This is a genomic window from Ciceribacter azotifigens, from assembly GCF_048159625.1.
GTDB classification, from domain to species: Bacteria; Pseudomonadota; Alphaproteobacteria; order Rhizobiales; family Rhizobiaceae; genus Allorhizobium; species Allorhizobium azotifigens.
Genome location: NZ_JBLQTA010000010.1, coordinates 19,188 through 45,945, shown reverse-complemented (window position 1 = coordinate 45,945; position 26,758 = coordinate 19,188). Strand labels below are relative to the sequence as shown.

Below are 26,758 nucleotides of genomic sequence, written 5' to 3'. Positions count from 1 at the left end.
CCGATGGATGCCTCGGCCGATCTGCGGGCTTTGCCCTCCGTCGATCAGATGCTGAAAGCACCGGATGTCCTCCCGCTCGTCGAGAAGCATGGTCGGGTCGTCGTGACCGACGAACTGCGGGCGACGCTTGCCGAAATCCGCGCCGCGGTGCGCGGGGGCAGGGCAATGCCGGATGCGGGCGGCATCATTGCCTCCCTCCTGAGCCGGCTTGCCTTTCGCGACCGCTCGAACCTTCGGCCCCTGTTCAATCTTACCGGGACGGTACTTCATACCAATCTCGGGCGAGCCATTCTCGCCGAGGAAGCCATTGCCGCCGCAGTCGACGCAATGCGCAACGCAGCCGCCCTGGAGTTCGATCTCGAAACCGGCAGGCGCGGAGAACGCGACAGCCATCTGCGCGAGCTGCTCTGCGAGCTGACCGGCGCCGAGGACGCGACGATCGTCAACAACAACGCGGCAGCGGTCCTCATCGCCCTGAACGCCGTCGGCGCCGGCCGCGAGGCAATCGTCTCCCGCGGTGAACTGATCGAGATCGGCGGTGCGTTCCGCATGCCCGACATCATGCAGCGCGCCGGGGTTCGTCTTGTCGAGGTGGGCACAACGAACCGCACCCATGCGAAGGACTATATCGGCGCCATAGGTCCGGAAACGGCACTGATCCTGAAAGTGCATACGTCGAACTACCGGATCGAGGGGTTCACGGCCGAAGTTCAGGGGCGGGAGCTTGCGACGATCGCCCGGCAGGCGGGCGTGGCCCTCCTCAACGATCTCGGGTCCGGCACGCTGGTGGACCTCTCGGATTTTGGGCTGGCGCGCGAGCCAACCGTACGCGAGGCGGTCGCGGAAGGCGCAGACCTCGTGACCTTCTCGGGCGACAAGCTTCTCGGCGGGCCGCAGGCAGGCTTCATCGTCGGTCGCAAGGACCTGATCGCCCGCGTCAACAGCAATCCGCTGAAACGTGCGTTACGGGTGGACAAGATTCGTATTGCGGCCATGGCTGCCACCCTGAAGCTCTACCGTGATCCCGACCGGCTGGCCACGCGCCTGCCGACGCTGAGAATGCTGTCGCGCCGCCAGCCGGAAATAAGGGCACAGGCGGAGCGACTGGCGCCTTACATGGCGGCAATTCTTGCGCCGGCGCATGCCGTGGAGCTCTGCGACTGTTCGAGCCAGATCGGATCCGGGGCGCTGCCGGTTGACACCATCCCGAGTGCCGGATTGAAGCTCACGGCCGCCGGCGGAACGGCTCTCGAGGAGCTCGCAGCTCGGCTTCGGTCGCTGCCGCGTCCGATCATCGGCCGCATTCAGGACGGCGGTCTCATTCTCGACCTGCGCTGCCTGACGGACGAGGCGGCCTTCTTGGAGAGCCTGGCGGAAGGAGGCGCCGATGCGTTGGCTTGAGCGCCTCAGGGGTCCAAGGACCGACACCGAACCGGATCCGGATCCGATGACCGAAGCGCTCGCCGCGGCGACTGCCGGCGACTACCAGACGGCGCTGAAGATCTGGGAGCCACTGGCGCGTGCCGGCGTCGCACGGGCGCAGAACAATATCGGTGCCTGCTTCGCCGAAGGGCTCGGTGTGCCTCGGGATCGCGAGTTGGCGCTCAAGTGGCTGCGGCTTGCGGCGGCGGCGGGAGATCCGGTGGGGGAGCGCAACTATGCGGCCTTTCATATGCAGGGCGTAACCGGCAGCGACCCTGATTACGGCATCGCCGCCGAATACTACCGTCGGGCGGCCGAGCGGGGTGATGCGCCTGCGCAGGACATGCTGAGCTGGATGCTCCTGGAGGGGGAGGTGGTTCCCGCCGACCCGGCGGAGGCGTTCGCCTGGGCGGAGCGCGCGGCCACCGCCGGCATTGCCACCTCCATGACGCGGCTCGGCATGCTCTATCACAACGCCATCGCTGTGGAACGCCAGCCGGAGAAAGCAGTCTACTGGTGGCGCAAGGGCGCGCTTGCAGGAGATCCGGATGCGCAGGCCATGCTGGGAGCGGCCTGCCATACAGGCACCGGTATCGTCCGCGACGACGTGCAGGCACTCGCCTGGCTGCTTCGCGCCACGGAGGGCGGGAGCGCATTGGCGAAGCCGTTTCTCGGGCCGGTCCGGGACAGTCTCTCGGCGCCCGAGATCGCTGAGGCGGAGCGCCGGGCCGCAGAAGCACTTTCGGCGGAGGCACCATGATCGTCGGGACTGCCGGTCATATCGATCACGGCAAGACGACGCTCGTCAAGGCGCTGACGGGCGTCGATACCGACCGCCTGAAGGAAGAGAAGGCGCGGGGGATCACCATCGATCTCGGATTCGCCTATGCGCGCTTCGCGGGAGACGCGGTCACGGGCTTCGTCGATGTGCCTGGCCATGAGCGCTTCGTCCACACGATGCTCGCCGGCGCCGGCAGCATCGACTTTGCCTTGCTCGTGATCGCCGCCGACGATGGCATCATGCCACAGACGCAGGAGCATCTTGCCATCCTCGATCTGCTTGGCATCCCTCGTGGACTGGTGGCCATCACCAAGGCCGATCTCGTGGATAGGGCTCGCCTGGACAGCCTGCTTGCCGAAATTGCCGTCCTGCTTTCCACGACAAGCCTGTCGGGCGTGGAGATACTGCCCGTTTCCGCAGCGACCGGTGAGGGTATCGATGCCCTGAAACGGCGGCTCACCGCCGCCGAACAGGAGACGGTGAGATCGAGCGCCGACGGCCGCTTCCGGCTGGCGGTGGATCGTAGCTTCACCCTTGCCGGTGCCGGGACGGTCGTGACCGGTACCGTGCTTTCGGGGTCTGTCGGCCTCGACGACCAGGTGACCATTTCCCCTTCCGGGCTCACCGCCCGGGTCCGCTCCATCCATGCACAGAACCAGAAAGCCGACCGCGGCTTTGCCGGGCAGCGCTGCGCGCTCAATCTTGCGGGCGAGGGCATTTCGAAGGACGCGCTCCGCCGCGGCGACATGGTTGTGGATCCCTTCCTGCACGCGCCCACCGAGCGAATTGATGCAGAGCTTTCGGTGCTCCCGAGTGAGTCCAGGCCGCTCGGCGAGTGGCATTCCGCCCGTTTCCATCATGGCAGCGCCGAGGTCGGCGCCCGGCTCGTGCCGCTCGAGGGGCCGCTCCTGCCCGGAGAGACCGGCAAGGTTCAACTGGTCCTCGATACTCCGGTTGCCGCCGCAGTCGGCGACCGGTTCATCCTGCGGGATGTTTCCGCCCGGCGCACGCTCGGGGGAGGTCGCCTGCTCGATCTGCGCGCCCCGATGCGCAAGCGCCGTTCCCCCGAGCGTCTGTCCGCTCTCGACGCGATGTCATCGCACGACGCCGCCGAAGCCCTTGCGGCGATGCTCGAAGCGCCACCGTTCTTCATCGACCTCGATGCATTCGCCCGCGACAGAGTACTGGCCGAGCCTGAGCTGCAGCGCGCCTTGAAGATCGCCGACGCCGAGGTGATCACCGGGGCACCGGGACGCTTCGGACTGTCGGCCGGACGGCGGTTGTCGCTCTCTTCACAGATAAGGCAGGTGCTCGACGCCTTCCATGGAGACAATCCGGATCTGCAAGGTATCGGCCGCGAGCGCCTGCGGCTCCAACTGACACCGCGGCTTCCGCCGCCCGCATTTCTGGTTGTGCTCCGCGCCGAGCAGGAAGCGGGAAGCCTCGTGCTCGACGGCGCGTTCGTCCGCTCGCCGGAGCACGAGGTTCGGCTGAGTGACGCCGAGGAGCAGCTTTTCGCACTCCTCCAGCCTCATCTTCAGGGCGAGGAGAGATTCCGCCCGCCGCGCGTGCGCGACTTTGCCGAGATGCTCGGGCGAGACGAGCGGGAGGTTCGCCGGGTATTAAAGCTCTCCGCCCGGCTCGGACGCGTCGACCAGATCCGGCACGACCACTTTTTTCTTCGCCAAACGACCGCAGAGATGGTGGAAATCGTGCGGGACGTTGCACGCGCGGCGGGAGGAGAATTTCCCGCAGGTCTCTTCCGCGACCGTGTCAACAGCGGTAGAAAGGTCGCAATCGAGATCCTCGAGTTCTTCGATCGCCAGGGGATCACGTTGCGGCGCGGTGACATCCGGCGGGTCAATCCCAAGAGGCTCGATCTTTATGCCGAGCCTGTCTCCGAGGGCGGTGAAGGAAGAGATTCGTCCCCGGTGGGGCGTCCGGACTTCAAATCCGGGTGGGGCAGCCAGGCTGCCTTGGGTGGGTTCGACTCCCATTCTCTTCCGCCATCGGGAGAGTCCGCGTGAGGCCGATCCCGTGTGAAACCGACTTCGACGATTGGGTCGTCACGACCTATGGCGAAACCGGCCCCTTCACGATGCTGTTCGTGCTCGTGCGCATCGGGGAGAGACAGGTGGACCTGCTGCGGTCGGCCTATCTGCACGTGGTCGGCGACGAGCTGCGTTGGCCCGAAATGCTAGGCCTTTTTGCTGGTGCGGGGGTCGACTGGTCCGCTGTGGTATTCTTTCGCGCCGACCAGGAGGGCCTCGTGGAGGATGCCGATGCACGGTCGAGGCTTGCCTCGCTGGTCCGCAAGCTCCACGAAGACCGCTCCCTCATCCGCGAGGGCGAGTTCTTCAATGAAGACGGGCTCAGGCTGACGATCGAAGAAGTCAGGGCGGCGCACTGACTTACTGGCCGGTTGCGCTCGCCAAGGCAACAGCGGCCAGATGCCGCTGTCTCTCTTCANCTGGTCCGCAAGCTCCACGAAGACCGCTCCCTCATCCGCGAGGGCGAGTTCTTCAATGAAGACGGGCTCAGGCTGACGATCGAAGAAGTCAGGGCGGCGCACTGACTTACTGGCCGGTTGCGCTCGCCAAGGCAACAGCGGCCAGATGCCGCTGTCTCTCTTCACTAGAGCGTGCTGCTTTCATACGGAAGCATATTCTGAGTTTCTGAGATAGTTGGCACATTCGGCCGGTGAGAAGGCGTCGAGCAATTCACCGGTCTTGCGCCATATTGCCTCGACGGTCCGTGGGGCGGCTCTTCTGATGAGATGCTTGAGCTTGGCAAAGACCTGCTCGATGGGATTGAGGTCTGGGCCGTAGGGCGGCAGGAAGAAGAGGTGTGCGCCTGCGGCCCTGACGGCGCAATGTCGGTCGCGGTGGGATGGCCCAGCCCTTCACCAAAATTGCAAATTTCCCGATCATGTACGCCCGAGCAGATACACGAGCATCGGGCCAATCATGCCTCCGGCGGTCGCGACGAGAGGCGTCACCGCTCTCTTTCCGCGCAGTGCGCCGTGTCTCAACGCAGCTGCTTCCCAGACCTCCTTTCCGGCCCAGGCGAAGAAGAATGCCATGAGGACATCATTTGCGAGGTAGTGCACCGTCAAGCTGCTTCGGTCTTTCTCGAGGTGACCGATCAGGCCATCGTCCCAGAGTGGATACTCAATGAGATGGGCATAGGTCGCGGGCATGATGTTTGCCCAGGTCAGGGCTATCGAGGCTCCAAGGATGAGGAGCAGGGAATATTCTTCGAAAATTGCCCAAACGCGATACGTGCCACATTCTCGCAAAACGCGTTGTGAGGAGCGGCCGGATAGATATTGCCACTCCGACATCCGGTTGCCAGGAGACTGGCAAACCGGATGCACGGCCGCCCGGCGAAGGCAGGGGCGACCTCGGCTAAGGGTAGCCCTGGACTGTCAAGTGATCATGTATCCGCCATCGACGGGCATGATGACGCCTGTGACGAAGGAGGCTGCGGGGCTGACAAGAAAGGCCACGACATTTGCAACATCCTCGGGCCTGCCCCAGCGTTTCAGCGGGGTGCGATCGAGAATCGGACCGGACCTTTCTGGGTCGTCCTGCAGAGCCTTGGTCAATGGCGTCGCGATCCAGCCGGGTGCCACGGCATTCACCCGGATGCCGTCGACCGCATATGCAATCGCCAGGGACTTCGTCAGCTGGGCAATCCCTCCCTTGCTTGCGCTGTAAGCCGGCACCAGTGCGCCGCCGAAGAAGGACAGCATGGACGCCGTGTTGACGATCGTACCTCCGGCTCTCGCCAGCTTCTCCCGGGCTGCGGTGCAGACCCGCATTGTGCCCGTCAGATTGATGTCGAGCACCTGTTCGAACACGTCGAGTCTGTATTCCTCTCTGCGGCGAATGATGCCTGCGCAATTGACCACGATGTCCAGCTCGCCGAAGTCGCTCACGAGAGCCCCGACAGCGGTTTCGTCGCGGACGTCGAGTTCGCGCGCGATGACGGAAAGGCCATCAGGCACGGCGAACTGACCGGCGTCGAGCCCTGCCGTCACGACGTTCGCACCCAGTCGAGCGAGATGCATTGCGATGGCGGAACCGATGCCGGTGGTTCCACCGCTCACCAAGGCAGTCCGGCCGGCGAGCATGTTCTTATCGAAGCTCATGACCATCTTACCGAATGAATTGATCGACATAGTCGGCACCGAGACCGACTTCTTCGTAGTGCTTCCGGCACATGTCAATCTTCGTGAAGACGTCCTCGAAGCCGTTGTTGTTGCCCCATGGATCGACGTAGTACATGCAGCCGTTCACCTGAAACAGGGTGATCATCTCTTCGACGCCCTCATCGACAACAAGGGTATGGGTCTCACCTGGAGGCTCGAATGCATAGGACCCTTCAGTGGCCACCCAGTCGTGTTCAAGGTAGCGCCAGCTTCCCTTGATGACGAAGGCATGGACGGGATTGGGATGGCGATGCCTGGACAGCACGCCGGATTTTCGAACCCTCAGAAGATTCATCCAGTATCCCGAGGACCGGTTGAGACAAAGTGGGCGAAACCAGACGTGCTCGGCTTGTGGAACCCATATCCGCTCATCTAGGGGCACGACATTCGGAATCACGAGATCCGGCAGGATTTCGGCCGGTTGCGGCTTCTGGTAGGGCATGCGCCGCTGCGTTTCCAGATCGGGGAGTTTCTGTTCGCTTTCCATGTCTTCACCTCCATGCTGTACCAAAGAAGACCTGCCGGGCCGCAGCTGACACCACAGCCCGGACACGGTTCCGGGGCTGGAAAGCCGCAACCCTGGCAGGTGTCGATCGTCAATCTGAGGCGTTGAGAAATGCCTCGACTTCCGATCTCGTGGGAATTGGGGCGACGGCTCCATATCCGCAAGTGGAAAGCGCCGCGGCCGCATTGGCATAGCGCGCCGCCTCCACCGGAGATTTGCCCTCGACCAACATCGCCAGAAAAGCTCCATCGAACGTGTCGCCGGCACCAGTAGCGTCCACACTGTCGACCCTGAAGCCGGCAATAGTCCGGCGGCCGCTCCGATCTGCAACCAAGACGCCTTCCCTGCCCAGTTTCAGGAGGCACAGGGGCGCGCCGAGATCGAGGTAGAAGTCCGCGATCTCGTGCGGATCGGTGAGCCCGGTGAGGACCGTGGCATCTTCAAGGCTCGGGAAGATCACGTCGCAGAGCGGAATTGTCGCATGGGTGACGGCCCGTGCGCGCGCGTGCGGCCACAGCTTCAGGCGTAGATTGGTGTCGTAGGACACTTTCACACCGGCAGCTCGAGCAGCCTCGATTGCAGCAAAGGCGCTGTCGCAGGCCGCGTCGCTGATCGCCTGACTGATCCCGGACACATGTAGATATTTTGCTGTCCGGATATGATCCAGTGGCATTCTGTCCGGCGCCAGCCGACTGGCGACCGAGCCCGCACGCATGTAGGAGAACACATGCCCGGTCGGGCCATGCGTCACGAAATACATGCCGGTATGGGCCTCGCCACTGCGGATGACGTGGCTTGTATTCACGTTCTCCTCCGCCCAAAGGGTCATGAACATGTCACCGAAAGCATCCTGACCGAGACCGGTGACGTACCCGACGCTGATGCCCTGCCGGGCGGCAGCGATCGCGGTGTTCGAAGTGTCGCCGCCGAAGCCGAGGCGATAGAAAGTCCCGTCAGTCCTTTCCCCGCTCTGATTGAGCTCGATCAGCGGCTCTCCGAACGCTATGAGATCCAAAGCCATGATCAGTCCTTAGATCCGGCCGTATTTCGCGAGGCCCTCGCGCAGCGAACCAACCTGGATAATGAGCTTTGCCTGCTCGAGTTCGCGCATGTCGATGTCCTTCGACATCGCGAGCACCGCTTCGGCATGGGCACGTGGAACGACGACGACGCCGTCGATATCTGCAACGATGATGTCGCCCGGATGAACCATGACGCTGCCAATCTGGACCGGCACGTTCGATGCGAGCGTCTTGAAGCGGCCGAGCGTCGTCCCCGGGCTTGCAGTGCGTGCGAAGACCGGGAAATCATAGTCTCGCCTAATCTCGGTAATATCGCGCACGCCTCCATCGAGGATGGCACCCTCGTGCTTATTGGCAACCGCGCCGGCCGTCATCAACCCACCCCAGACAGCGACATTGGTCTCTTCACCGACCGAGATACAGATGACCGAACCGGCAGGGCTTTCGTCGATTGCGTCCAGCGCGTGCTGTGGCGGCAGGAATTCATCGCTCGGGCCTTCGAGAATGGTGACCGCAGGACCGACGATCTTTCGGTCGTTGATTCGCGGCTTCACGCTTTCGTCCATGAACCCGCGTTTGCCCGCGACCTTGTCCACGGCATCCGCGACAGATGCAGTGGCCACTTCGCGAAAGCCGGTGATCAATTCTTCCAACGTCATATCAAGCACTCCTGTTTGCATATACGGTCTCTGGTCTGGCCTCACCACCTTCCCAGCGGTTGACCCAGTTCCGGGGAGTTTCCCCCGAGAATACGCGTGCGATCTCCTCGCTTGCTTTGCGTCGTAGGTCGTCGACGGACTGTTCCGAGTACCAGCCGGTGTGATCGCTGACGACCGCGTTGGAGAGCCCGAAAAACGGGTTGTCGGCGGCCGGCGGCTCCTGCTCGAATACGTCGAGACCGGCACCGAAGATCCGGCTCTCCTGAAGGGCTGCAGCCAGCGCCGCACTGTCGATGAGGCCGCCGCGGGAGGTGTTGACGACGATCGCGGTCGGCTTCATTCGGGCGATGAAGCCGGCATCGACGATATGTCTTGTGTCCGCAGTCAGCGGCGCATGCAGCGAGACGACGTCGGCCTCGGCCGCCAGCCGGTCGAGATCGGCGAGCTCCGCCCCCTCCGGCGCCTCCCTCAGATAGGGGTCGAAGATCAGGCACCTGTCGTAGCCGATGCTGCACGCCTTGCGATGGAAGGCGCTGGCAATGCGGCCATAGCCGATCAGTCCGAGCGTGCCGCCCCGTAGGCGATACATCGGCTCCGTGCGGGCGACGTTCCAGGCGCCCTGGCGCACCGCCCTGTCGCGCGAGACGATACGGCGCGCTACGGCAAACAGCAGCGCCAGCGCCTGATCGCTCACCTCTTCCACGCCGTAGTCCGGGACGTTGGCAACATAGATGCCGCGCGATGCCGCGTGGGGGCGGTCGATATTGTCGACACCCACGCCATAGCGCACGATCGCGCGGCAGGTAGGCATGGCGTCGATCGCAGCGGCATCGACGGGGCTCTCGCGGACGAGCACTGCATCGGCGCCGGCGACCGCCTTGCGGACGGCATCCGCCGAGCCATTGCAGGGAATCTCGACGACGCGCGCACCAAACGGAGCAAGCACCGCTGCTTCGACATCGGTCCCGCCATAACCTTCGTCTAGTATGACGATCAGCGGGCTTTCTGGAATTGTTGTCTTTGTCATGATGGGCGCGTCGTCTCTTCGATTGCTTACTTCTGGGTTTCAGCGTCCTTGACGGCCTGCAGCAGACCGTTGACCCACTTCTCGCCGACGGACTTCTTTAGCTGTTCAGCGACTGCCGGCTGGGTGGCTTCGCGGAACTTCTCGATCTCGTCCCGGGTCGGCACATAGACTTCCATGCCAGCATCGGTGAGCACCTTTTTGGCGGCCAGGTCCTGTGCGCGGGTCATGTCGCGATGGATGTCGCGAGCCGGGATGACGCAGTCGTCGACGGCCTTCCTTTCGGCATCGGTCAGCGACTGGTAGAACGTGTCGCTGATGAGATAGGCGTGCAGGCTGTAGACGTGACCGTCGAGGGTTGCGTATTTCTGGCTCTGGTAGAGGCTGGCGGCCATAATGTTGGTGACGCCGTTCTCCTGTCCGTCGACGGTGCCTTGCGACAGCGCCGCCGGCAGTTCACCCCAGTCGATCGCCGACGGGCTGGCGCCAAGTGCCTGAACCAAGCTGAGGAAGACGGGTGCGGGCTGCACACGGATCTTTAGGCCCTTCATATCGTCAGGCGTCTTGACTGGATGCTTGCTGTTTGTGAAGTGGCGAATGCCGTTGTCGGCATAGGCGAGCAGGCGAATGCCGGTCTGCTTCAGCATCTCGTCGGCGAAGTCCTTGCCGAACTTGCCGTCTAGGACCTTGTAGGCGGTCGCGTGGTCCGGGAACAGGTAAGGCATGGCGAACAGATCGAATGGACGGTAGACGCTTGAGATGCCGCCGTCATGCGAGACGACCATTTCGATCGTTCCAAACTTCAGGCCTTCCAGGGCGTTCGTGGCGTTGCCGAGCTGACCGGCCGGGAAGATCTGCACTTCGATCGAGCCGCTGGTTGCCTTCTCGACGCAGGCCTTGAATTTTGAAGCTCCGGCGTGCATCGGTTGATCGTCGCGTGCGGGCTGAAAATGTTCGTACTTGAGAATTTTGGGGCTGGCCATCGCCGGCATGACGCCAAGCGAGACGAGGGCCGAGGTCAGCAGGGCAAGTTTCCTGAGCATATTCTAATCCTCCATATAGCTCTGGGTATCAGCGACTGTATCCAAACAGATTGGGCAGCCAGGTGCTCAATCCGGGGAACAGAACGATCAGTGAGAAGACCACGAGTTCAGCGATCAGCATCGGCACGATCGAACGCGCCAGGCTGAAGAGTGGCATCTTGGTGACGACCGAGACGACGAACAGAACGCCGCCAACGGGTGGGGTGATCATGCCGATCGTCAGGTTGAGAATGACCACCATGGCAAAGTGCAATGGGTTGATGCCCGCAGCCTGGGCGACAGGCGCCAGGATCGGAACAAGAATGATGACGGCCGGTAGCGTATCGAGGAACAGGCCGCAGATGAGCAGGAATAGCGACACGACGATCAGGAGGCCAAGCGGCGGAAGATCAAGGGCGACGATTGCTTGACTGACCGATTGCGGGATCTGCAGGACCGTCAGCATGTAGGCGAAGATTGTAGCCATCGAGACGACGATCATCACCACCGACGACATCAGCGCGGTTGTCACGAGAATCTGCGGGATCTGCTTGATCGACAGTGTGCCGATGACGAAGCGGCCGACAACGAAGGCATAAACCGCGGCGACGGCTGATGCCTCAGTGGGCGTGAACAGACCACTATGGATGCCGCCGAGAATGATGAGCGGCATCAGGGCAGCGGGGAAAACCTTCCAGGATGAGAGAAGGAAGGTACCCCAGGACGGTCTCGGCAGCGGGAAAGTGAAGTTCTCGCGCTTGGCGATCCACCAGTTCAGGACGAGCAGGGATACACCGAGCAGCAGGCCCGGGACGATCCCCGCCATGAACATGCCGATCACACTGACGCTATTATCGGTGAGTGCGTAAACGACCATGATGATCGATGGCGGTATGATTGGTGCGATGATCGAACTGGCCGCCGTCAGACCGGCGGCATAGCCAAGCGGATAGCCTGCCTGACGCATCATCCGGATAATGACCGAACCTGGCCCCGCGGCATCCGCTAGCGCCGAACCGCTGATGCCGGCCATGAAAATCGCCATGATGACGTTGGCGTAACCGAGACCGCCACGGACATTGCCGATTAGCTGACAGGCGAATTTCACCAAAAGGTCGGTGATCCGTCCACCCGTCATCAGCTCCGCTGCGAGGATGAAGAACGGAATGGCCATCATCGGAAAGCTGTCGAGGCCGCTGAAAAGCCGCTGTGCGACCAGCATGGGGGATACGTGCCCGCCCCAAAGGAGCGAAGCGAGGCCGGCACCGCCCATGGCCATGGATACCGGAACGCCGGCAAGCAGTGTGACAATAAAGACGATAATGAGGACTGCAGTCATCTTAAGCGGCTTTCGATCGCAGTGATGGCAGGGGCCTCGCCAAACGCTTCGGCCTCTTCGCCAGAGTCAAACTGACGCGTTATGTAATTCCTGAAGCCGAGCAGCAGGTGCAGCATCGACAGGACGCAGCCGACCGGCACGGCGAGATAGACCAGGCCGAGCGGCAGGTTCAGGACGGCGGAGGACTGCATCATGGTCATGCTTGAATAGGCAAAGCCGTACCAGGCGACGATCGCAAGAAAGACCAGGATCGCGATCGCGACAGCGAAGCGGACCGACTGCATGGCGCGCACAGGCAGAGCATCTTGCACCAACTCGACCGCCACATGCGAACCGTTGCGAAGGGCAAGACCGGCACCAAGATAGGCGGCCCAGATCATCATGTAGCGGGTCAGTTCCTCGACCCAGGAGAGCGAATCTCCCAAAACATAACGAAGCACCACATTGGCGAAGACGAGCACGGTCATGATCAGCACGAGCACACCGAGCACAAATTGGTTGAGCCATATCAAGGCCCCGTCTATTCGCGAAAGCATTGAAATTCCTCCAGACGGGCACCCTCCCGAAGGCGCCTGGTTACAAAGATCAGTTAAGATAGGATCTCGCCTTCACCGGCAGTTTCCATATGGTGAAGTTAGGTACGCGGGGGTTGGTGAAATCCATGTCGCCATCGACCCAGAGATGAAGATGGTTGGAAAGAACGTGCAGCGTTCCATCCGGGGCAAAGGCCAGTGTGTCCGGCCAGACCATTTCGGGATCGTAGGCGACCTGCGTCAGCTGCCGGGTGGCGGGATTCCACTTCAGTACACCGTTGAGCTGAAGCGCAGTCAGATAGACATTACCTTCCTTGTCAGCAGCCAGACCGTCCGCGTTGGACGGCAATGTGGTCTCCATCCGGACGGCAGCCTCCAACTCTGATTCCGAGACCTTTGAATCGCGCAGCAGGACCGTCGGCAACGAATAGAGGGTATTTCCTGTCAGGCTGGTCCAATAAAGGGTATTGCGATCACCAGACAGCGCAATGCCGTCGGCACCGGTGCGCATGCGACCGCTTTTCAGCACCTGACGACCGTTGATCGCGAAGCTGAAATTGCTGTCGTCATTGGTGAACTTGGTGGCGTTGAGTACGCGCCGCGCGCTGTTGGTCTTGCGATCGTATACGATCAGGCCCCCGCACAGCGGATCGCCAAAGATGCCGCTGTCGGCAATGTAGGCAAACCCGGATTCGTTGTCGACGACGACATCGTTCAGAAAGGAACATTTCTTGTCGGAAATTTCCGGGCCAAACACGAGACGCTGGATCTCCTTGTTCGCTTTGATGTCCCACAGAACGAGCTTCTCGTCCTTGGGGCCGGATGGTTGACCGGCGACATGGCCCTGATCGAGGAGCCACATCACGTTCTTTTCATCGATTTCGAAACCCAGCACCGCCTTCAGGCCATCCGGGTTGGAGATGTCGTTCAAGCTGGCCGAGGGAAACGGCGCCAGTTCGTATTTGTCGCCGGTTTTGACGATCTTGGAGACGGTCGCCGGCATGTCGGCGCCTCCCCAGCGGGCAGTCGTGACATACATGGATCCGGCCGAATCGAACTTGAGACCCTGAGCCAGCGTCTTGCCGAACAACGGGCTTGCCTTCCACTTCTCCGCGGCCTGCCTGTCGTCGAGCTTGTAGGGCAGGCTGTTCCAGCGCGCCACGGACTTGGGCGTGTTATCCGCGGCAAGGACGTTGCCCGCGATGTTCAAGGCGAGTATGGAGATAAGCGCCATCTTGTAAGCATTCATGATTTTCCCCTCCCCAGGAGACATCTTTCTCTCAAGATGAAAAACTGCTACCTTAGGCGGCAGTTGAACTAAGGTAGCAGTTTGATCGACGTTGTAAAGGGGGCTAGATGAGCTCTGTTGAAAACCCATCTGTCAAAGCGAAATCGGGCTCGAAGCGAAACAGGACCGGCGCGGGAATAGCGCGCCCGAAACTGCTCGTTGACGAGGTCATTCGAACTCTCCGCGCAATGATCGTTGAGGGGCGGGTCCTGCCGGGCGAACGCCTGTCGGAAAATGCGCTCGCAGCGGAACTCGGCGTGTCCACGACCCCGGTTCGCGAGGCGATCGCTCTTCTGAGGCAAGAAGGGCTCGTCGCAGTCCAGCCACAGTCTGGAACCTATGTCTTCGATCTCCGCCCGGGCGAACTGGGGCAGCTCTGCGAACTACGATTTGCGTTGGAGCCAACCGCGATTCAGCTTGCACTGGAGGACCCGTCCTCACAATTGGCCGATAAGTTGGCGGTAATCGTGCGACGGATGGAAGATGCGCAGTCAGAAGGGCGAGTGCAGGACTATCTGGCGCTCGATACGGAATTTCACGAGACGATTATCGCCTCTGCAAACAACCCTTATATTTCAAGTGCCTACGCGTTGATCAGTGCAAAGATGGCCGCGCTACGCAACCGCTTGGGCCGAGATCCGCACCACATGGAGAAGTCAAAAAACGAACATTTAGAAATAGCCGAGGCCGTTCGAGTGAAAGATCTCAACAGAGCCATTGAAATACTCATGCGGCATATTGCTCGAAAGGAGGGTTCCTATTGGGAGCATTTAGACTCTGAAAACCCGCAGCGCCTTCCAAAATTTACAGGCAAAAACGGTCAAGATTAGTTCGCGAATTTAGCCGCCTCCGCAGCAACGGAGATTGCTACCGCCCACGTCTACCTAGGGACAAGCCGTGTGCTGCGCCGTCAGGGCCGCAGGCGCACACCTCTTCTTCCTGCCGCCCTACAGCCCAGACCTCAATCCCATCGAGCAGGTCTTTGCCAAGCTCAAGCATCTCATCAGAAAAGCCGCCCCACGGACCGCCGAGGCAACATGGCGCAAGACCGGTGAATTGCTCGACGCCTTCTCACCGGCCGAATGTGCCAACTATCTCAGAAACTCAGAATATGCTTCCGTATGAAAGCAGCACGCTCTAGATGACCGGGTGCCTAGGCCGATATCTCCCGAGCCGTGATCGAATAGGCGAAGGTCTTCGGGTTGAGGCAATCCAGCTCTCCACGCGAGGTGAGGGCGGCTGGATACATCAGGAAGCCCTGCTTCATCTCACTTTCCGGCAGGACCAGATCCCGGGCCGTATTGTATCCGACCCAGTTCATCTCCCAGTTGCCATAAGCCTTCTCGCGGAAAGCGCGTACAGCGGGATGATCGAGCGGCAGTTTCTCCTCCAGCACGACCTTGCGCACGTCCGCCGGATCGACTGCGACCCAACCGCGATTGTCCAGATAGACCTCTGCCCGGCAATGCTGTGCCTTTGTGACGTCCCCGGAGCGACCGAGGCTCTTGAAGTCGGCGGAGTCCGCGACACGAATACCAAAGACATCCCGCGCCGGGAGACCAGCGGCCCGGGCCAGTGCTACGAACAGGCTGGAGATGTCTGCACACTTGCCGCCGAAATAGCCGCTTTCCAGCATGTCCTTCACATTTCCCACACCGCAACCCGCGATGTTGGCGTCCCGGAAAGTGTTGTCGATAACCCAGTCATAGATTGCACGCGCGCGATCTTCGGCTCGCTCCCGCCCTTCAACGATCCGCATGGCAGTCTCTTTGACGATCCCGTCGACCGGCATGCTCGGCGTGCCCTGCAGTTCATGCCGCAGTTCCTCAGGGGTCGCGGCCACCGTGTCCGTTATCCGCCGGTCACGCGTGGCGACCCGCTGGCTCACCTCGATGAGGGGCTCAACTTCGCCTTGCCAGGATACAAGGAGGATATCGGCGCCGGAGGCATGGTCCTTCTCGATACGGATGTCGTTGCTGTTGGAAACCGAGCGGGGTGCTTCGGCTTTCTGGTAGCCGGCAGCCGTCTGTATGACGGGTAGCCAAAGCTGCGCCGGGCCTTCGCTCGGCTTAAGATTGACTTTGGTCGTCACTTCGAAACGACGCCAACCCTCCGCCGTTTCCGCGGCATGGCTTCCACCTGCTGTGAGCCAGGCGCCAGCGAGAGCGGCAGTCGATGCAGATTTCAGAAAAAGGCGGCGATTCAGCATGCTCTCAACTCCCCTTGAGTGGCCGCGAATATAACCTCCCTCTAAAGCTATCATGACGGCGCGGTGTTGGAAACTGCCAGGCAGGGGAGTCAGCACCCGCCTGCGGCCAGCTCGGGTCTCCCTGCAAGGTCCAGTCCGCGGGCGGTGGGCGGTTGCCATGTCGTGGAATTCATGGTTGCGCCCTGGGGATTGGTGCCGATGAACGCGCCGCCTGTGCCACCCGTCCAGCCGGTGGAGCCGGTGTTCCCGGGCGCTGTTCCGTCTGCAGCCGGTGCCGGTGGCGTTGCCGGTTCGGCTTTCCCCGCAGCGGCGACGCAATCGGTCGGCTGGGCAGGTGTTTGCGCCGACGCTCGGGTAAGCGGCGCCGCCAGCACGCACGCGGTTGTCAAGGCGAGTGCGAAAGATCGCAGGACTGTGAGGTTGTGCATGGCCGTCTCCTTGCAATCCTCATCAACGGCGATCAACCCCGCTTGTTCCGGTCAGGGGACGACAGTGATCTTCGGTTCCCCCGGCAGGACCGCGCCGACGATGCGCGCCAGCGAATAGCCGGCACCCCGGATCCGGTCGAGCAAGGCTTCGGCCTTTTCCGGTCTGCATGCGACGAGCAGGCCGCCGGAGGTCTGCGGGTCGGCAAGCAGCAGGCGTTGCCAATCCGGCAGGCCCGAGGGAAGAGCGACGTCGGCGCCGTAGCTTGCCCAGTTGCGTCCCGAGGCGCCGGTGATGAAACCCTGCTCTGCAAGCGCCTCGGCCTGCAACAGAAACGGAATGTTCGAAAGATTGAGGACAAGGGAGAGGCCCGATGCCCTCGCCATTTCCAGCCCGTGACCGAGGATGCCGAAGCCCGTGACATCGGTCAGAGCGTGCACGTCGGGGTCGGCGGCAAGCTCGGCGCCGATCCGGTTGAGCAAGGTGGTGGTGCCGATCATTTCCTCGTAGCAGCCATCGGGCAGGGCGTTCTTCTTGATGGCTGCGGAATAGATCCCAACACCAAGGCCCTTGGTCAGGATCAGTGCATCGCCTGCGCGCGCGCCGCTGTTGCGGCGAACCTGGTCAGGGTGGCAGATGCCGATGACGGCGAGGCCGTAGATCGGCTCGACCGAATCGATGGAATGACCGCCGGCGATCGGGATGCCGGCCTCGGCGCAGACGGCGGCTCCGCCATCCAGTATTCTCGCGATGGTTTCGGGCGCGAGCTTGCTGATCGGCATGCCCAAGATCGCCAGCGCGAGGATCGGCCTGCCTCCCATGGCGTAAATGTCCGAGATGGCATTGGTGGCAGCGATCCGGCCGAAATCGTGCGGGTCATCCACCACCGGCATGAAGAAGTCGGTGGTCGCGATGATACAGGTGTTGTCATCGATCTGCCATACGGCTGCGTCGTCCGCCATCTCGTTGCCTACGAGCAGTTGCGCAAACGGAGATGCGATTGTTGAGTTTCCGAGAAGTTGTTGCAGGACCGAGGGGGCAAGCTTGCATCCGCAACCGCCGCCGTGGGCGAGTTCGGTGAGACGGGGACCGGCAGCGTCCATCATTCCTCCATCGGGCCATACGGCCTGCGCAAAATGATCCCAAAGCATCGCATGGGCTCCTCCCGGCGGTCAAACCACCTCGCGCCGGACGACGATCTGAACGGTCGCTCGCGGCCGCACACGCAGCGACCAAGCGAACACCGGTCAATCTTAGAGAGCACTAAATGAGTGTTTGCGGCTTTTTGCAATCTTTAGTATTAGGGTGACGTCCTTTTACCTCGGCAGCCCCTTCGCGTGGAGGATGGCGAAAGCGACCTGCCGAGCAAACTGAATGCCTTTGAGGAGGCGCGACTCCACCACCGACGATAACACGCAGGGAGGTAGGCATGGCGTTGACTTTGGAGGTTGTCGGCAAAGGGTTTCGGCTGAAAAGCGCTGACAACAAGCGGGAATTTGACGTGTCGCCGGCACAGGCGAAGGCGTGGCAGGAGATCCTCGATCGACGCGCACGCGAGCAGGGGCTCAAGAACTCCGAGGAATTGCTGGCAAACGTGAAGATCGCCGTTCCTGAGGCGGGCGACTCGCAGTTCAAGATCGGCAAGGAAAACAACCTGAGCGACGCCGATACGATGCTGATGATCGACGGCAACGTCCAGTTTTCCAATCCGGATCTCATCAACGCCTATCATGAGGGAAGCCTCAAGCCCGACTTCGTCCTCGTCCCGACCATGAAGCCTGAAGGAGCGCCGACCGCAATCGACGCGCTCAAGGCGCCCTCGTCGACGGCAGATCACCGCAAGGCCGCCGTCAGGACCTATCTCGGCCAGCATTCCGGCAATGTCGAAGAACGCACGAACGCCGCCGCTGCGCTCATGGATTCGCGCGCCGATTTCGGTTCGCCCGAGATGCAGGAAGCGCGTCTCAAGGAGATCATGGATGTCCTTGTGGAACCCTATGAGGGCGAGGCGACCCGGAAAGGCATTATCGAGGCGCTCAAGCAGCATTCCTGGTCGTCGACCGACAGCAAGGGCCTGGACGAAAAGCAGGTCGACTCGCTGATCAGCGGGCATGCCCGCGCCGCCTACGGCATCCAGTAGGGCAGGTTCCCGAATTCTGACACTCACGAGGGGCGGCAGCGCCGCCCGTCGCTTTGCATTCCGCGGCAATCTTGCCGGTTCGAAATCTTGAAAACGGAGCAGGGAGTAGCTGATGTCATTGGTCAATTTCTTCGCACGCAACCGTTCCGAACGCTCGGATACGACGAAGCCGTTCGAGCAGGTCATCGATCAGACCAAGAAGAACAGCAAGAAGAACGAGCCGCCGCCGGCCTTGCCCTGGAACGGCGGTCCCTCCGGCATCGTCGAACGACAGGTCGAGCCCGGGCTTTGGCCTTTCCGCATCTATGAGCAGGCCGGCATCGACCCCAAGGACAACAAGGCTCTCAACGAGCAACTGGCGGCAACGCCCGAGCTCGACCGGAAGCCCTTCGGCAACAGGCCGTCGGCGGCAGAGGAGGCAGACAGGGCGCTCGAAAACGGCGACGCGGTCTTCGTCCTGAGCCCCGAACGGCTGGACCTCCTGGAAAAGCAGAGAACGGCCCTCGCCACGGCCAACGACAAGACCAAGAGCGAGGCCGAACGCGACAAGGCCAAGGACGACCTCGTTGTCGCCATCTCCAAGGAGGTCGATCTCGCTTCGGAAAGTCTCGGCACGCCGAAGTTCGGTGCCGACAGGAACGGCGACAAGAAGCTCGATGCCGGAGAGGTGAGCGATCTCATCCGTCCGATCGCCGAGCGAGCGCCGGACGACCCCACCTTCATGGACGCGCTCAATCAGGTGCGCGACATGAAGGAGAAGGAATGGAAGGCAGACGGCAGAACCGACGACCAGCTCGGGCGGATCGCCAGCCTCGGCGACAAGAAAGACTATGAAGGGGTCACCAGGGAGACCAAGAAGCAACTGGTCGACATCGCTCTTGCCGCCGGCAGCGAGGAGGGCGCGCAGATCACTGCGCTGACGAACCGCGCGTCGATCCTTGCCGGCTACACGGCCGGTGATCCGGAAAAATACGGCGCCGCCCTGAAGGCAGGGATCGCGGATGCCCTGAAAGAAGTGCGCGTCGATCGCCATGTCCGCGATCTAGAGGCCGCCTACGGAGAGGGAGGCGTCGAGGGCGCCGAGAAGTTCCTTGCCAAGCTGAAGGAGCAGACCGATCCGGCTCACGCGCTTCCGAGCTTCGACACGTCCGGCAAGGCGACCGGGGACATCAAGAAGCTGCTCGACCAATCGACCGGAGCATTGATCGCATCGGATCCCCGGGTCCGCAACATGGTCGACCAGTCGATCGACGCCATCGGCGCTTCCGGAAGCAAGGGGGACACCAAAGCGAAGATCAAGGCAATACAGGATCTCGGCGTCGCCTCGCAGAACATTCTCTACGGCGACGGCAAGAAGGCCGGGCCGGGCAAGGAGTTTGTCGATCACGTCGCCAATCGCCTCGTCGAAAAGATGAACACCGAACTGCCGGGGCTCAACGTCCTGTCGCATCAGCGGATATTCAGCATTCTCAGCAGCGAGGACGCGAAGGGCGGCGGCACGGCACTGCTGACCGCCATTGCGGCGCGCACGGCGGAGCTTGGAAGTCAGAAGCGTGAGGAACTTAAGGCCAAGGGCGAGCTCGGCTACAACGACTACCTGGCGCAGAACTCCGACGCCCAATGGGCCGTTCGCCGCAGCATCGAGAATTCTGGCAATGTCTCGAAGGCGCAGGATGAGAAGATCACAACGCTCTACAACGAGCTCTACCATGGCCTTTCCGGGTGGAACGGCACCAAGCTCGATGATCCGGTCTCGCGTGCCACACAGCTCGCCCGCGACATGGAGGCGATCGACAATCTGAGCCCCGAGAACAAACAGAAATCCCAGGATCTCGTGAAGGAAGGACAGGTCCGTCAGCGGCTCTGGGAACAGCAGGAGAGCATCGATCTGGCGCTGAAGATCTACGAGACCCCCCTCAGCAAGGTCGAGGGCCTCACGACGGAAGCCCCGATCCCCTCGCTGTTCGGCACCGGCATCATGATGACGAAGTCGAAGTCGATCAGTGAAGCGATGAAGGGTCTGCCGGACATGCCGAAGACCGAGGGGCCGGATCCCTACGCCAATGTCGAGAAGGGCACCGACCCGGAAGCGACCGGTACGATCTGGGTCCAGCGTTCGGCGCGCGCGCTGGCGACCTTCGCCGTCACCGAAACCCTCAAGGGCCGGGTCGGCGACATCCAGACGGCGCTTGCAGAAAACCGCGTCCAGTCTGCTTTCCTGAATGGCGGGGCCGGCCTGAGCAGGTCCGAGGTCGACGCCGTCATGAAATATATCGACGGAACGGCAGATCAGAGGAATCCGGAACTCAACAAGTTCGTGAAGGACGTGACCGAAAAGATCGGTGAGGCACGTCTCAAGGACATCGTGGCCGGGCGGGTGCAGCCGACCGATGCCGAGAGAACCCAGATACAGCAGATGAAGCGGCTCAAGGTCGGGACAAATGCGATCGGGCGGCTCTCCGGCGGCGGCAGTGCGATCCTGTTCGGTCGCAACCTCGATGCGCTCGGCACGACTGGCGACGACATGGTCTACTACGTGCCGCATACGATCATGCTCATGTCGGCGGCGAAGACCGCCCTGAAGCCCTTGCCAGCCGACGTGCTTCTCGATGAACCCAAAGGGCCGACGACCACGGAAGCAAAGATCGATGCGCTGAAGGAGCGGGTGAACGCTAGCCACAGCCTTTCCGCAAGAGAGAAGAAGCTCTGGAGCGGAGCCCTGAACTCGGGGCACTTCCTCCGCGGTGGTGGTATCGATGCTCTCTATGTCGGCGCTGACCTCAGCAACGCCATCATGCAGGGCACTGGCTGGATCGTAGGAGACAGGGCGGACGGGGTAAAGGCGACCGGATACGGTATCGCGACCGTAAGCGACGCCATGTTCGCGGCCGCTGGCGGGGCCGGCGCCCTGGAGGCAAAGGCAGCGAACAACGGCCTGGTTCGCCTGATGAGCCGGTTGGGCCCGCTGAAGGTGTCCGGCGTCGCGGCGGTCCTGCAGGTTGCCGGCGCCGGCATCGTCCAGGGGCGGAGCGCCTATAACGCCGCCCACACCTACGACAAGGCCGATGCCGACGCGATTCAGGTGATGTTCGGCGTCAAGGATCGTAAGGTCGCCGAAGCACTGGCGGAGCACAACGACCTCCTCGATGAAGGGGTCATGGGCATCCTGCAAACGGTATTCCCCGGTGACGAGCATCTGATGGGGGGTGACAAGGGGACCCGCAGCGCCGACGCCGTTCTGACGGGGACCTACGGAGACGAGGGCTATACGCGGGCGCGCCTCGGGCAGGTCTTCAATCGCATGACGCCGGAGCAGGCGACCGAATTGTCAGAGACCATTCGCGACATGACGGCAGACAAGGACGGAAAACTCCCGGAAACCCAGGAGGATCTGAAATATCTCAAGCTGCCGGAGGACCCCACAAAGGTGGATCTGACCAAATATCCGACGGTAAAGTACAACGCCGAGCAGAAGCGCTACGAGGATTCAGAGACGACGATGTACTGGGACGGTCACCAGTGGTGGATGCCGCCGAAAAAGGTCTCCGCCAATGGGGCAATGCTTCCGAGCGACGATCCCCTGTGGTACCGCCCCTCGGACGGCACGCTGATGCATGAAAACGCCTATGCCTCCTATGTAGAGCCGCGCAGCACCGAAGGGTTGAAGGCATGGCTCAGGAGGAGGGGCTATCTGGAATAGCATCGCCTCCGATGCGCCCGTCGGTTCGTCGACGGGCGCGGTCGCTCCGGCAATGTCCTGACGGCATCATGCTACCGGAATCCCGATGCCCAATTCGGCAAGGACCACGTCGATCTGACGGATCGAGGCAGGAGCGGCGTCGCCGTTCCGGATCTGGTCCGCGAGGCTCGGAATATAGACCTGACCGCCGACATACCGCTCGTTCAGACGCTGTGCGTCGGTATAGCGGCCGTCCGAGCCGGCGGTTGCCGGCAGCTTCGTGAGATCGCCGCCGATCTCGTCGAGCGTGTGGTGCAGGTTGTCGCGCAGCGTCTCCAGCTCCTCCTTGGAAATGCCGTTCAGCCAGTCGATGAACCGCTGACGGTCGGCCGGCTGTTCGAGCTGGAAGCCCTTAAGTTCCGCGTATCTGGCGAGGATCGGAACGGGGCTGTGACCGTCACCGCTCTGGTCGACGAGCACGCCGGCGGTCGTCTCGCTCAGGCTGGAATGGGTGAGGAAGCGTTTCGACGTATCGGTCATGTACCGGTTGGAGTCGCGGGTGTCCGCGACGATCATCTGGGCGATCACCGCGGCGCCGACGATGACCAGACCCGCCGGTCCGAACATCGTGCCGGTGCCGAGAGCCGCCATGATCGTTCCCCCCGCCGCCGCAGCCGAGAGGCTTCCCATCAGCGGGTCGCCACCCTTGAAGTAGTCGAAGGCGATCCAGGCGTCGAAGCCGCCGCTCAGCGCCCCGAGGAACTTGACCGCCGGCCGGCTGCTGCTGCCGAAGTGCCTGACGGCGGTGGAGTTGGAGCTGAGCAGGTCCATGCCGCCGAGGAGCTCCGTCGTCCGCTGGCCGAGCCCGACCGCATCGATCACCACTTTGAGGTTGTTTCTGAGGCCTGGGCTGTTCTGAGCCGCATTTGCGGAATTGGCAACGCTCGCCCCGGTCGCTGCAAGGCCGATCAACCGGAGCATCTGACCGGGACCGGTCGTGTTCGCGAAGGAGCGGACACCGCTCGAACTCTTCAGCCCATTCAGCTCGCCGTCGAGGGCTGCCATTTTTACGCGGGCCTGCTCGATCGTTTCGCCGGGCTCGGGCAGCGACCTGCCGACCGCGTCAATCGCCCGGTTCATGTCGGCTTCGGGAATGCCGAGCATCCGTGAAAGGCCGCCGTCTTTCAGCCCTTGCAAGCTGGCCTTCGCCTTCCCGAGGGCCGCCGGATCGCCGGTTTGCAGATCGGTGAAGGAAGGAAGTACCTTGTGGCGGATGATCTGCGTCGTTGCCTCTTCGGCGAGCTTCCGGCCGCGATCGGTGAGGCGAGCCTGATAGCCCATGAGCCTGACCACAGCCGGGCTGTCGAGCAAAGCCGGCTTCTTCTTCATCGCGATCTCGACCGCCATGGCAGTCTTTTCGTCCGAGAGGATCTTGCCGATTTCGTCGTCGACGGCCTGTCGTTGAGACGCCAGTTCAGGCGGCAGGTTGCCGAGCGACGTCAATTGCTGCAGCAGTTTTTCGCCGCTTGCGGCAATATTGTCTTCGAGGCGCTGCTCCGTTGCAGCCCATTCCGGACCTTTCTCCTTTTTGTAATCGTCAATCGCCTTCGTGAGTTGCTCCGGGCTCATGGTGCCGCCGTGGTTCGAAATCAGCCACTGCATTTCCTGCATATGGGTCGAGTAGGCGACTACGTCCTGGTTGACCCTGGCGGACGCATATTGCCTTACCTGCGGAACGATGTTCCGGACCACGAAATCGGAAGAAGCCGGGGCACTTTCGACGGCCACGGCGATCGGATAGTCGAGACGGGAGCCATTGGCGATCGCCATCGGTATGGAGTTCGGGCCATAGCCACCGAGCCTGGCGAAACGCTCGGTGATCGCATCGGCGCCCGGACTGCCGCTTATGCGGTCGATGACCGTCATCAGGTTTGTCTGGCCGTTCGTTCCGATCAGGTCGCCACCGATTTTCTCCTGTTTCCGGCTGTCTGCCGCCTCGATCACCGGCATGGCGGAAGAGAGGAGCGACACGGAGAGCCGAGGATCGGCGCCGTCCGTCAGCCGCCCGAGGTTGCTCATCGTCGTTGCCGCATCGCCCTGTTCGCTCAATGCGTGCTCCGGCTGATAGTCGGCAAGCGGTTTCGATGCCCAGTTCGCCGCCTTGTCGATGAGAGCCTGCGCGTCCGCGGAGCGCAGAAGAACGTGCCGGACCTCTGGCGCAGCCGAAGCAAAGGCCGAGGAAAGCTTGCGGAAAGCCTCTTCCGGGCTGCGAGAGGCGTTCGCATCGTCGATTATCGCGCGCGCCTTGGCCTCGACGTCGCCGCCGGCATGCGTCGACGCACGCAGGTCGATATTCAACGCCTTCGCCGTGTCTTCGATCGCTATTGCTGCGGGCGCCGCATCCGTCCAGTCCCGGTCGTAGAGACGCTGCAGCGCCGCGGACCGCTGCTCTTCCGGCAGCGTCTCGACATAGGCGCGGACATCCGTGGAAATCTCGGCGGTCGCCGCTCGATAGTCGATCTTCGGATCGTCGGAATACTGAATACGGTTGCCGCGATCATAGATCTCGTCGGCGATGACGTCTTCCCCGTCCGTCTTCAGGCCGCGCTCCCGGATCGCTGCCTCGACCGCACTACCGGCGGGGCCCGCATCGAGCCAGTCGGTGTTCATCAGCCGAAGGGCTGCCGCCTGTCGTCCGGCGGGCGGCAGGTTGTCGAGATAGATGCCGACGTCGCGCTGCATGTCCCGGCCTGCGTCGGCATAATCGGTGCCGGACGGATTGTCGGCATAGGCGAGCTTGTTGCCGCGGTCATAGAGATCGTCGACGAATGCAGCTTCACCCCTCGGCACGCCCTTGCCGTCGACGGGACCGTTGGCGACAAGCGCGGGGGAGGCGAGGGGCACGATCACCACGTCATTCGGCTGAACGGTTCCACCGCCGGTCAGCCGGATGCGGTTCGATGCTGCGAGATCCTCGAGGCTGACATGGTTCTCGCTCGCGATCTCCCAGAGACTGTCGCCCTTCTCGACGACGAAGGCCTTTTCCGTCATCGGGTCGATCGTCTTCGGACCGCCTGCCGCAGCCCTCTCGTGCACGGCCTGGTTGATTTGTTCAATGAAGAAGCGGCGCTGCTCGTCGGTAACGGCGGTGGTGCGGCCACTTGCGTCGTGGCGGCTCTTGCCGTCGAGGTCGATGCGGTAGGACATGGCCTGGATCTCCCTGGCTCTGCGCAGCATTCGAGGCTGCCCATTCCGTGGCGTGGCACGGAAAGCGAAGAACGAGACATCAATTCAAGGTGCTAGGCGATCGCGCGTGGGCGCGGGCACCACTATGGCGGGCCTTGTTAATGGTTTGATGACAGGAGCTGGGATACTCGGCCGGACGGACGGGATACTATTGCAAGGCCGGCCCAAGGAGGTCACGCAACACAGCCGGCGCCTCTTTGAAGAGCGCGAGCTCCGCAACCATGTATTGCAGCATATAGGTGAGATAAAGCACGATCAGGATCGCGAAAATCAGGTTCTTGACGGCCAGCGACAGGTCGAAGACGTGAAACTGCGGCGCCATGCGCGAAAGGTAAGCGAGCATCAGATCGGCAATGAGCAGCGCAAGCACGATCGGCGCGATCAGGAGGACACCGATCTGCATGACGCGGTCGAGAATCCCAAGCACGGCAAGACCTGCGCCGGAACCGAGCGCGGGCGAAAAGCTGGTCACGGGCCAGATCTCATAGCTGCGATAATAGGTGTCGGCGAGCAGCGAAAAACCGCCTGACTTGAAGAAGAGCGCAACCAGCGCCAGGACGAAGAACGTCCCGGCTATACTGGTCTCGGTCGCCTGCAGGGGATCGACGAGCTGCGCCGAGGTCGAGCCGCGCTGCAGGTCGACGAGATCGCCGGCCATTTCGGCGGCCCAGAAGGGGATGCCGAGCACCACGCCGAGGATGATGCCGAGAATGAGTTCCTTGAAGACGAGGCCGGTCACGACCAGACTCGAGAAGCTCTGCCCTTGCGCTAATGTCGCCGCAAAACCCGGTATCAGCGGCAGCGCGACGGCGATGGCGACGCCGGAGCGGATCAGGCCCGTAAGCCCGAGCCTGACGAAGGCCGGCGTGATCACGATCATGCCGAGCGCGCGGGCCATCGCGATCGCCGCCGCTGCGAGCACGGGATAGACGATATCGACCAGCGAGGAGGTGGCGGAGAGAACGTCCACGCCGCCCCCTACCGCGTGAGCGCCGGAAAGACGTCGAGCGTGTTGCTGGCGAAGTCTGCGACCTGCATGGCGAGAGTCGGGCCGAGCACGATCAGAGCCAGCATGACGGCGACCAGCTTGACCGCCTGCGGAAGCGTCTGGTCCTGGATCTGCGTGAGCGCCTGGATGAGGCCGACGCTGATCCCGATGACGATCGCGATGGCGAGCGCCGGACCCGAGGCGATCAGCACGGTCAGCATGGCTTTCTGCGTCTGGGCGAGGAAGGCGGTTTGATCCATGG

Annotated in this window: 22 protein-coding genes, 1 tRNA gene and 2 pseudogenes; 9 read left to right on the top strand and 16 right to left on the bottom strand. The window is 62.2% G+C overall.

Going from position 1 to position 26,758, the window contains the following annotated elements:
- Window positions 1–3 precede the first annotated feature (3 nt).
- From selA to ACM6UT_RS14940, 5 genes and pseudogenes are all read left to right on the top strand, one after another.
- Window positions 4–1,401 (top strand): L-seryl-tRNA(Sec) selenium transferase, encoded by a 1,398-nt coding sequence (selA, locus tag ACM6UT_RS14960; protein ID WP_416798137.1) that lies wholly within the window; start codon window positions 4–6, stop codon window positions 1,399–1,401.
- Entirely contained in the window at window positions 1,388–2,182 is a 795-nt protein-coding gene (locus ACM6UT_RS14955; RefSeq protein ID WP_416798136.1) for a tetratricopeptide repeat protein, read from the top strand. The genes selA and ACM6UT_RS14955 overlap by 14 nt, the downstream gene beginning before the upstream one ends.
- A pseudogene (gene selB / locus ACM6UT_RS14950) lies at window positions 2,179–4,050 on the top strand (selenocysteine-specific translation elongation factor); the annotation flags it as partial. The gene ACM6UT_RS14955 and the pseudogene selB, both read left to right, overlap by 4 nt.
- Before the next feature lie 66 nt (window positions 4,051–4,116).
- Window positions 4,117–4,212: transfer RNA gene (locus ACM6UT_RS14945), tRNA-Sec, on the top strand.
- Between the two features lie 14 nt (window positions 4,213–4,226).
- Window positions 4,227–4,613: a hypothetical protein gene (locus ACM6UT_RS14940; RefSeq protein WP_416798135.1), complete on the top strand. Its 387-nt coding sequence runs from the start codon at window positions 4,227–4,229 to the stop codon at window positions 4,611–4,613.
- 240 nt (window positions 4,614–4,853) lie between these two features.
- Here ACM6UT_RS14940 and ACM6UT_RS14935 read toward each other — a convergent pair whose 3' ends face one another.
- From ACM6UT_RS14935 to ACM6UT_RS14885, 11 genes are all read right to left on the bottom strand, one after another.
- Entirely contained in the window at window positions 4,854–5,039 is a 186-nt protein-coding gene (locus ACM6UT_RS14935) for a hypothetical protein (protein WP_416798260.1), read from the bottom strand.
- Window positions 5,040–5,129: 90 nt separating this feature from the next.
- A complete protein-coding gene (locus ACM6UT_RS14930) occupies window positions 5,130–5,546 on the bottom strand; it encodes a Na+/H+ antiporter NhaA (RefSeq protein WP_416798134.1) in 417 nt (138 codons plus the stop codon).
- A gap of 84 nt (window positions 5,547–5,630) precedes the next feature.
- Entirely contained in the window at window positions 5,631–6,356 is a 726-nt protein-coding gene (locus ACM6UT_RS14925; protein WP_416798133.1) for an SDR family NAD(P)-dependent oxidoreductase, read from the bottom strand.
- A 7-nt stretch (window positions 6,357–6,363) separates the two neighbouring features.
- Window positions 6,364–6,903 carry a 2,4'-dihydroxyacetophenone dioxygenase family protein gene (locus tag ACM6UT_RS14920; protein ID WP_416798132.1) on the bottom strand — a complete coding sequence of 180 codons (540 nt, stop codon included), beginning with the start codon at window positions 6,901–6,903 and terminating at the stop codon, window positions 6,364–6,366.
- 109 nt (window positions 6,904–7,012) lie between these two features.
- On the bottom strand, window positions 7,013–7,942 hold the full coding sequence (locus ACM6UT_RS14915; protein WP_416798131.1) for a sugar kinase: 930 nt from the start codon (window positions 7,940–7,942) through the stop codon (window positions 7,013–7,015).
- Window positions 7,943–7,951: 9 nt separating this feature from the next.
- On the bottom strand, window positions 7,952–8,602 hold the full coding sequence (locus ACM6UT_RS14910) for an RraA family protein (protein WP_416798130.1): 651 nt from the start codon (window positions 8,600–8,602) through the stop codon (window positions 7,952–7,954).
- Window position 8,603: 1 nt separating this feature from the next.
- Entirely contained in the window at window positions 8,604–9,629 is a 1,026-nt protein-coding gene (locus ACM6UT_RS14905; protein WP_416798129.1) for a C-terminal binding protein, read from the bottom strand.
- A gap of 26 nt (window positions 9,630–9,655) precedes the next feature.
- Window positions 9,656–10,669, bottom strand: a complete 1,014-nt coding sequence (locus ACM6UT_RS14900) for a DctP family TRAP transporter solute-binding subunit (protein WP_416798128.1) — start codon at window positions 10,667–10,669, stop codon at window positions 9,656–9,658.
- 28 nt (window positions 10,670–10,697) lie between these two features.
- A complete protein-coding gene (locus tag ACM6UT_RS14895; protein ID WP_416798127.1) occupies window positions 10,698–11,987 on the bottom strand; it encodes a TRAP transporter large permease in 1,290 nt (429 codons plus the stop codon).
- The gene (locus ACM6UT_RS14890; protein WP_416798126.1) at window positions 11,984–12,523 is read right to left on the bottom strand and encodes a TRAP transporter small permease; all 540 of its coding nucleotides are present in this window, start codon (window positions 12,521–12,523) and stop codon (window positions 11,984–11,986) included. Before ACM6UT_RS14890 ends, ACM6UT_RS14895 begins: the two co-directional genes overlap by 4 nt.
- 49 nt (window positions 12,524–12,572) lie before the next feature.
- Complete coding sequence (locus tag ACM6UT_RS14885) at window positions 12,573–13,769, bottom strand: L-dopachrome tautomerase-related protein (RefSeq protein ID WP_416798125.1); 1,197 nt, start codon at window positions 13,767–13,769, stop codon at window positions 12,573–12,575.
- A 107-nt stretch (window positions 13,770–13,876) separates the two neighbouring features.
- Here ACM6UT_RS14885 and ACM6UT_RS14880 point away from each other — a divergent pair, with 107 nt between their 5' ends.
- Window positions 13,877–14,638 (top strand): GntR family transcriptional regulator, encoded by a 762-nt coding sequence (locus tag ACM6UT_RS14880; protein ID WP_416798124.1) that lies wholly within the window; start codon window positions 13,877–13,879, stop codon window positions 14,636–14,638.
- Between the two features lie 61 nt (window positions 14,639–14,699).
- Window positions 14,700–14,933, top strand: a pseudogene (locus tag ACM6UT_RS14875) (transposase); the annotation flags it as partial.
- A 28-nt stretch (window positions 14,934–14,961) separates the two neighbouring features.
- On the opposite strand, the gene ACM6UT_RS14870 reads toward ACM6UT_RS14875, so the two are convergent.
- Complete coding sequence (locus ACM6UT_RS14870) at window positions 14,962–16,017, bottom strand: transglutaminase-like domain-containing protein (RefSeq protein WP_416798123.1); 1,056 nt, start codon at window positions 16,015–16,017, stop codon at window positions 14,962–14,964.
- 479 nt (window positions 16,018–16,496) lie between these two features.
- Window positions 16,497–17,546 (bottom strand): selenide, water dikinase SelD, encoded by a 1,050-nt coding sequence (gene selD, locus ACM6UT_RS14865; RefSeq protein ID WP_416798122.1) that lies wholly within the window; start codon window positions 17,544–17,546, stop codon window positions 16,497–16,499.
- 326 nt (window positions 17,547–17,872) lie between these two features.
- On the opposite strand from selD, the gene ACM6UT_RS14860 reads away from it, so the two are divergent.
- The gene (locus ACM6UT_RS14860; RefSeq protein ID WP_416798121.1) at window positions 17,873–18,583 is read left to right on the top strand and encodes a hypothetical protein; all 711 of its coding nucleotides are present in this window, start codon (window positions 17,873–17,875) and stop codon (window positions 18,581–18,583) included.
- Between the two features lie 112 nt (window positions 18,584–18,695).
- On the top strand, window positions 18,696–22,283 hold the full coding sequence (locus ACM6UT_RS14855; protein ID WP_416798120.1) for a hypothetical protein: 3,588 nt from the start codon (window positions 18,696–18,698) through the stop codon (window positions 22,281–22,283).
- 66 nt (window positions 22,284–22,349) lie between these two features.
- On the opposite strand, the gene ACM6UT_RS14850 is transcribed toward ACM6UT_RS14855, so the two are convergent.
- The 3 genes from ACM6UT_RS14850 to ACM6UT_RS14840 all read right to left on the bottom strand — a co-directional run bounded on the left by ACM6UT_RS14850 (window position 22,350) and on the right by ACM6UT_RS14840 (window position 26,756).
- The gene (locus ACM6UT_RS14850) at window positions 22,350–25,469 is read right to left on the bottom strand and encodes a LysM peptidoglycan-binding domain-containing protein (RefSeq protein ID WP_416798119.1); all 3,120 of its coding nucleotides are present in this window, start codon (window positions 25,467–25,469) and stop codon (window positions 22,350–22,352) included.
- A gap of 187 nt (window positions 25,470–25,656) precedes the next feature.
- On the bottom strand, window positions 25,657–26,478 hold the full coding sequence (sctT, locus tag ACM6UT_RS14845; RefSeq protein ID WP_416798118.1) for a type III secretion system export apparatus subunit SctT: 822 nt from the start codon (window positions 26,476–26,478) through the stop codon (window positions 25,657–25,659).
- An 8-nt stretch (window positions 26,479–26,486) separates the two neighbouring features.
- Window positions 26,487–26,756, bottom strand: a complete 270-nt coding sequence (locus tag ACM6UT_RS14840) for an EscS/YscS/HrcS family type III secretion system export apparatus protein (protein ID WP_416798117.1) — start codon at window positions 26,754–26,756, stop codon at window positions 26,487–26,489.
- Window positions 26,757–26,758 lie beyond the last annotated feature (2 nt).